The organism is Zongyangia sp. (assembly GCF_965361945.1).
In genome coordinates, this window is the sequence record NZ_CBDTOK010000112.1 from 1 (window position 1) to 7,328 (window position 7,328).

The window sequence follows — 7,328 nt, forward strand, 5'->3', positions numbered from 1 at the left end:
TACTTCCGGCTCTTTTCTTTCTGAACGCTCAAATACTTCATCAGCAGATTTGCAAGGCCGGGGGATTGCGGGGGCTGCTCCGGGGCAGTTTCCCGCGCCTTGAACAGCTCGCCAATCCATTCTTTGAGCTTCCCAATCTGCGCCCGGATTTCCGTGAGCGTTTTGGACGGTTGGATTCTCGACGAAGATACATGGGATATGGATTGGGATGAGATGGCGGCAAGCGCTTCCCGGATCGAGGGCTCGCCCTTTGGGGAGGAAACGGTAATCGCGAGAGCGCTCACCGAAGGCAAGCTGTATTTCGGCGCAACCGATTCCGCCGCCAATCCAGGCGACCCCACCGACCCCACCGACCCGGATCAACCCATCGGTCCAGCTGATCCGACCGGTCCATCAGGTTCAACTGATCCGATAGACTCCGATGAACAAAACGGCAACGGAGATAAAGACAAGGATAATCCGCTAACCAGCGATGGCAGCAATATGGTCTTGTTGCTTTCCCTGCTGCTCGCATCGGGAACAGTTGTGGCCGCCGTTACAGTATACGGTCGTAGGCCCAAAAGAGAACAATAAAAGGTGAGAATATCCGGTGTTTTTCTTACCGGGCTGATCTGCTGACAGGAGCAAAGCCTTGTTGAGAAGCAAGGATTATTCGTATTTAAGAAATACCATCATGGCTTTAAATTGCCATGATGGTATTTTTTATAGTCTAAAAAGAGCATCAATAAATGATGGGGGAAATCACAGTATAAATTCCTATAAAGGAGAAAATAGGTACGACTCAATGAGACATAGCCTAACCCCCTTTTTGAGTTGAAGCGTTTATTCCTTTTTATAAAAAGGAAATGGGTACCACAGGAGTGGTACCCATAACTGCGATAAAATTACCTATAACGGATTTTCGCAGGTAGACAGCGGCATTATAACTGCTATATGCCGCATCTTCTGCTGATAGAACAAAAAACGTCTGCGTGGACGGCAAATAGCTCTGATTAAGGCTGTAGCATCGTCCCACAGATACTCCCCCTTCGTCCTCGGAGGGCGCGCAGTGGCCAAATGTCATATCACCGCCTGTTTTACACAAGATGAGTAAGCGCACTCTTTGGAAAACAGAAGCGTCCCGGTTGAAGTAGAGGATTTTTTATTTACTTATCAAGTTTGTCATAGGCTTTTTGGCGAAACTTTTCTGTTTTGACAATAAAGCGTTTATGTTGGCCTTCACCAATCATCCCTTTTTCATCATAGGCTTTCACAGTAAAGGTGATTTCCCTGCCATCTACTCCAGCTATTTCCGCCTCGGCCCGTACCGTCATTCCTACCGGGGTAGCGGCCACATGGCTGACGTTGACAAGAGTTCCCACTGTTGTCATCCCCTCCTCCAAAAACTGTTTGCAGCAGGCCGCAGCAGCTTCTTCAATGAGGGCAATCATCATCGGCGTGGCGAACACATCAATTTCACCGCTTCCCACCGTTTTTGCGGTATTTTCTTGAGTTACCTTTGTCTCTTTGCTAAGTTTTGCTCCAATTAAAATTTCCATCACTGTCTACCTCCATCACTTTTACCAATTTATGATAAACTTTTTTGTCAGTTTTGTAAAGAGGGAATCTTACTTTTTACAGATCGGGTGATGGAGAAAATAAATTGATCCTCTTGGTAGGTACAGTGAATATGATCCCCTGAAGAAAATTCGCCCAGAAGCATTTTCTCAGCCAAAGTATCCTCAATCTCACTTTGAATCAACCGACGGAGAGGACGGGCTCCATAGGTAATATCATATCCCTGATGGGCAATATGTTCCACCACCTCTTTGGAAAAAGAAATAGAAACCCCGATATCTTCCATCCTTTTTTGCAGTTTCGATAACATGAGACAGGTAATCTTCCGCACATCATCTTCCTTTAGCCTTGAAAAAACGACGATCTCGTCGATCCGGTTGACAAGCTCCGGTTTAAAAAGACGTTTTAACTCCTTCATCATATCGGATTTCATCGTTTTTTCATCTCCGGAGAAGGGGACAAAACCTACATTACTTCCCTGTGCTAAAGCCTGAGCTCCCAAATTAGAGGTCATAATGATGACGGTATTTTTAAAATTCACCTTCCGCCCCTGAGAATCGGTAAGAACTCCATCCTCTAAAATCTGTAGCAAAAGGTTAAAAACATCTGGATGAGCTTTTTCAATCTCATCAAAGAGTACAACACAATAAGGCCTACGGCGCACCTTTTCGGTGAGTTGACCCCCTTCATCATACCCCACATATCCGGGAGGAGAACCGATGAGCTTGGATACAGCATGTTTTTCCATAAACTCAGACATATCCAGCCGAATCATCGAATTTTCGTCTGAAAAAAGACTTTCCGCCAATGCCTTGCTCAGTTCCGTTTTTCCCACACCGGTTGGGCCCAGAAAGAGAAAGGAGCCTACCGGTCTCCCCGGATCAGAAATTCCTACCCGTCCACGGCGGATGGCCCGGGAAACTGCGCTGACTGCCTCTTCCTGCCCCACGACACGATGATGCAACTCTTCTTCTAATCGCAGAAGCCTCTTACTCTGTCGTGAAGTCAATCGGCTTACGTCAATTCCTGTGTCGGCGGAAACAATTTCCGCAATATCTTCTGCTGTCACCTGGCCAGTAAAAAGGTGATGTGTTTTTTCTGGTGCGTCATTCTTTTTTTCAATTCTTTCTTTCAGAGACAGTTCGCTATCCCTGATTTTAGCCGCCATCTCAAAGTCCTGGTCGTTGATGGCCTTTTCCTTTTGTTCTCTCAGCAGGCTGAGCTCCTCATCCAAATGGTCCGCAGGAGCAGAAAATTCTCGTAATTTGACTCGGGATGCTGCTTCATCCATCAGGTCAATGGCCTTATCCGGCAAAAAGCGGTCACTGAGATACCTGGCAGAAAGACATACTGCCGCATGAATGGCTTCATCGAGAATTTTAAGTCTATAATGCGCTTCATACTGTTCTCGTATTCCCCTGAGAATTTCCTCTGCATCCGAAAGGGAGGGTTCTGCAATGACCACACTTTGGAAGCGGCGTTCCAAGGCGCTATCCTTTTCAATATACCGCCGATATTCTTCCGTAGTCGTAGCACCGATGACCTGGATCTCCCCACGGGCTAACTGGGGCTTCAAGATATTCGCTGCATCCACAGCACCCTCCGCTGCCCCTGCCCCCACAATGGTATGCACCTCATCGATAAAGATAATAACATTGCGGGCGGACACCACCTCTTCCAATACCTTTTTTATTCTCTCTTCAAATTCTCCCCGATATTTTGTCCCTGCCACCATGGAGCTAAGATCCATAGACAACACCCGCTTTCCCCGCAGAGAATCAGGCACCATATTTGTCACGATTTTTTGTGCCAGTCCTTCCACTACAGCCGTCTTCCCAACCCCTGGTTCGCCAATAAGGCATGGATTGTTTTTGGTGCGGCGAGAAAGGATCTGGATAACGCGCTCAATCTCCTTCTGTCTGCCAATCACCGGATCCAGCTGGTTTTCCCTGGCCTTCTGGGTCAGATCCTTACAGAATTTGTCTAAATTGGGAGTGTGGCATTCTCCGCTCCGAACGGCCTGCCCATAGGCTTTGGAGATCGGCTGTTTACCGGTGGAAGAACCCTCGATCCCCATTACTTCAAACAGTTGGGCACATATGAAGTCGCAGTTTATCCCCAATTCTCTGAGAAATCGGACGGCATAGCTGTCGTTTTCCTTGAGAATGGCCATTAAGATATGCTCTGTCCCCACCATGCTGTGGCCCATCAGCTTTGCTTCTATAAGGGATAGTTCCAGGATGCGCTTACAGCGAGGGGTTAAATCGTTAGGAGAGAGTACTGATTTAATCCCCCGTCCTACTGTGAGAATTAACTTTTTCTTGATTTCTTCTAAGGTAATCCCTTTTTTTGATAATATCTGATAGGCTACGCCGCTTCCCTCTTCCAACAATCCCACCAGCAGATGTTCGCTGCCAATATAGGTGTGTCCTAAGTTTTCTGCTTCAGTAATGGCAAAATTAATCGCATTGTTGGCCTTCTGGGTAAAGCCATTGAATTTAAACATGTTTTTCCTCCGCTCTTTGGTCGTAAGGCGCATGCATTCTCCTGCGTCCCCTTCTATTCTATGTCATTATCTTGTGCTGTTTGAAAAATAAATATGCCATTGATATCTAGGGACATTCTTATAAACATGTAACATCTTTTAGCCCAAGCACATAGGATACCATGAAAACTTTTTAAGGAGGCAACTCTTATGTGTAACTGTAATTCCGGTTGTGGCAGCTGTTCTTGGATTATTATACTTATCCTGATTCTGTGCTGCTGTGGTGGTTGCGGTAACAACTGTGGTTGCAATAACAACTGCGGGTGCTGCAACTAACCCTGCTGGTTTCCTCTTGTGATAAAAGAACAGGGGACGCCGTTTATAACGGCGCCCCCTGTTCTTTTGGTGCGCATGAAAATTCGCCGCTTTATCGCAGCTATCTTTTGAATGCCGGTGCGGACGATTAATACATACCGCCCTGAGCGCCTGCCGGCATGGCCGGTGCGGGATTCTCTTCCTTCTTGTCAGCGACAAGGGATTCGGTGGTCAGCACCATAGAGGCTACAGAAGCTGCGTTCTCCAGAGCGCTTCTGGTTACCTTGGTGGGATCCACGATACCTGCATCCATCATATCCACATATTTCTCATTGTAAGCATCGAAGCCATAGCCGACCTTCCGTGCCCGGCGGATCTTATCGATGATAACGGAACCTTCCAGACCTGCGTTCTCAGCAATCTGGCGGATAGGAGCCTCCAAAGCTTTCAGAACAATGCGAACACCGGTCTTTTCATCGCCGTCGCAGGACGGAATGATCTTCTCAACTGCTGGCATTGCATTGATCAGAGCGACACCGCCGCCGGCTACAATGCCTTCCTCTACTGCTGCTTTGGTTGCAGAGAGAGCATCCTCAATGCGCAGTTTCTTCTCTTTCATCTCGATCTCGGTAGCCGCGCCAACTTTGATAACAGCAACGCCGCCAGCCAATTTTGCCAGTCTCTCCTGGAGCTTCTCGCGGTCAAATTCGCTGGTAGAAGTCTCAAGCTGTGCTTTGATCTGGCCAACTCTTGCCTTGATCTCATCAGGATTGCCAGCGCCGCCTACGATAATGGTGTTCTCTTTCTGCACCTTGACCTGACGTGCGCGGCCCAGCTGCTGCATGGTGGTATCTTTCAGATCCAGACCCAGCTCATCGCAGATAACAGTACCGCCGGTCAGGATGGCGATATCCTGCAGCATGTCTTTTCTTCTATCGCCAAAGCCCGGAGCCTTAACAGCGACGCAGGTAAAGGTTCCTCTCAGTTTATTGACAACCAGGGTGGTCAAAGCTTCGCCCTCCACATCCTCAGCAATGATGAGGAGTTTCTTGCCAGCCTGTACAATCTGCTCCAGCAGAGGCAGCAGATCCTGGATAGCGGAAATCTTCTTATCAGTGATCAGGATATAAGCGTCGTCCAGGACAGCTTCCATCTTATCGGTATCGGTGACCATGTAAGGAGCGATATAGCCCCGGTCAAACTGCATGCCTTCTACAACTTCGCTGTAGGTCTCAGCGGTTCTGGACTCTTCTACAGTGATAACGCCTTCTGCGGTTACTTTCTCCATAGCCTCGGCAATCAGATTACCGATGGTCTCATCACCAGAGGAAACAGAAGCAACTCTTGCAATGTCCGCGGAGCCTGCTACCTGTTTAGAGTTGTTCTCCACCTCGGCAACAGCGGCCTTGACAGCCTTCTGGATGCCCTTCTTAACAACCATGGGGTTTGCGCCGGCTGCCACGTTCTTCATGCCCTCATTAACCAGAGCCTGTGCCAGCAGTGTAGCGGTTGTGGTACCATCACCTGCTGCATCGTTGGTCTTGGTAGCAACCTCTTTGACCAACTGTGCGCCCATATTCTCAAACGGATCATCTAGGTCGATCTCCTTAGCGATGGTAACACCGTCGTTGGTGATCAGGGGAGAACCGAATTTTTTATCAAGAACTACATTTCTGCCCTTGGGGCCCATGGTAATTTTTACTGTATTTGCCAGTTGATCAATACCAGACTGGAGAGACTTTCTTGCCTCTTCGCCATATGCAATGATTTTAGCCATAATGAAAACCTCCAATAATACTTCTATTTAGAAATTCCTTATTCAACAATTGCCAGGATATCGGACTGACGCAAGATAATGTATTCCTGTCCGTCAATCTTCACATTGGTGCCTGCATACTGGCTCATCAGAACCTTCTGGCCTTCTTTGAGGTACATTTTAACCTCTTTGCCATCTACCATACCGCCCGGTCCAACGGAGATAACTTCCGCGATCTGGGGTTTCTCTTTGGCGTTACCGGCCAGGATGATCCCGCTCTTGGTTGTTTCCTCTGCTTCCACCATTTTAATCACGACTCTGTCCGCGAGAGGTTTGATTGTCATTTGTAGTTCCTCCTTGTATGATATGATTGTATCAACATATTATTAGCACTCTTTATTCCCGAGTGCTAAGTTATATTTTAGCTATTTTTTCATAAAAATCAAGACCTTTTTGGATTATTTTCACTTTATTATAAAATTTAACAAATCGTTCAATATTAGTATGGTTTTCCCTCCCTTGCCATATTCATGAAGGGCATTTCTCCAGGGAAACTACCTGATAAACTGCCTTATGGCGTAGAGGAGCCAAATGTGCAGCGGGTAGAAAAGGTAGAAAAACCAACGGGTGACTGTACTGTCCTTCCCTCTCTTCCCGTTATAGAAGAGAATAGGAATGATCGCGAACATCATCATCCACTGGGGATTGACCTGCCAATAATACTCTGCCGGCATCAGCGGCAAAATGGCGGAAGATGCAAGACAGGCAATCAGGTAGCCCAGCGTCAATCTTCCTCTGTGTCCATGGAAGCAATAAAACGCCAAGCTACAAGCGATGCCAATAAGCCCGGCTTCGGTCAGCAAAGTAAAGAGCATCGACGCCACAACACAGAGAAAGCTGATGAAGCGGTGTTTGCCCTTTATAAAACTATCCACGAAGATGATAACCAACAGGCATCCGGCAAGTCCCAGAAAGATGTTATTGGTGATCTCCGACCCATTGTGGAAAAGGTACTTCATCCCCTCGTTTCCCAGCTGCATAAGAACACCGCAGCCAAACAGTCGGAGAAAATACTTGCCCACATTCCTAGTGTGGAAAAAGGCTTCAACCATGAGGAAAAAGAATACCGGTGCGCTCAGCCGCCCAATATAGCGCATCCAAAAGGGCATTCCCGGTATAAACGCACCGATGTGGTCAATAACCATGCAGAAAAGG

At 47.4% G+C, this 7,328-nt stretch carries 7 protein-coding genes; 2 read left to right on the plus strand and 5 right to left on the minus strand.

What is annotated here, in order from left to right:
- Both ACZ25G_RS07510 and ACZ25G_RS07515 read left to right on the plus strand, forming a co-directional pair.
- Positions 1-212: hypothetical protein (locus tag ACZ25G_RS07510; RefSeq protein WP_463682041.1), on the plus strand; the 212-nt coding region annotated here is incomplete at its 5' end.
- Positions 199-573 carry a hypothetical protein gene (locus ACZ25G_RS07515; protein WP_463682042.1) on the plus strand — a complete coding sequence of 125 codons (375 nt, stop codon included), beginning with the start codon at positions 199-201 and terminating at the stop codon, positions 571-573. The genes ACZ25G_RS07510 and ACZ25G_RS07515, both read left to right, overlap by 14 nt.
- 572 nt (positions 574-1,145) lie before the next feature.
- Here ACZ25G_RS07515 and ACZ25G_RS07520 read toward each other — a convergent pair.
- From ACZ25G_RS07520 to ACZ25G_RS07540, 5 genes are all read right to left on the minus strand, one after another.
- The gene (locus ACZ25G_RS07520) at positions 1,146-1,538 is read right to left on the minus strand and encodes a thioesterase family protein (RefSeq protein WP_463682043.1); all 393 of its coding nucleotides are present in this window, start codon (positions 1,536-1,538) and stop codon (positions 1,146-1,148) included.
- Positions 1,539-1,585: 47 nt separating this feature from the next.
- The gene (locus ACZ25G_RS07525; RefSeq protein WP_463682044.1) at positions 1,586-4,063 is read right to left on the minus strand and encodes an ATP-dependent Clp protease ATP-binding subunit; all 2,478 of its coding nucleotides are present in this window, start codon (positions 4,061-4,063) and stop codon (positions 1,586-1,588) included.
- A 442-nt stretch (positions 4,064-4,505) separates the two neighbouring features.
- Positions 4,506-6,134 (minus strand): chaperonin GroEL, encoded by a 1,629-nt coding sequence (gene groL / locus ACZ25G_RS07530; protein WP_191482853.1) that lies wholly within the window; start codon positions 6,132-6,134, stop codon positions 4,506-4,508.
- A 38-nt stretch (positions 6,135-6,172) separates the two neighbouring features.
- Entirely contained in the window at positions 6,173-6,457 is a 285-nt protein-coding gene (locus ACZ25G_RS07535) for a co-chaperone GroES (protein ID WP_191482854.1), read from the minus strand.
- Between the two features lie 210 nt (positions 6,458-6,667).
- A partial coding sequence (locus ACZ25G_RS07540; RefSeq protein WP_463682045.1) for a TraX family protein occupies positions 6,668-7,328 on the minus strand: 661 nt, incomplete at its 5' end.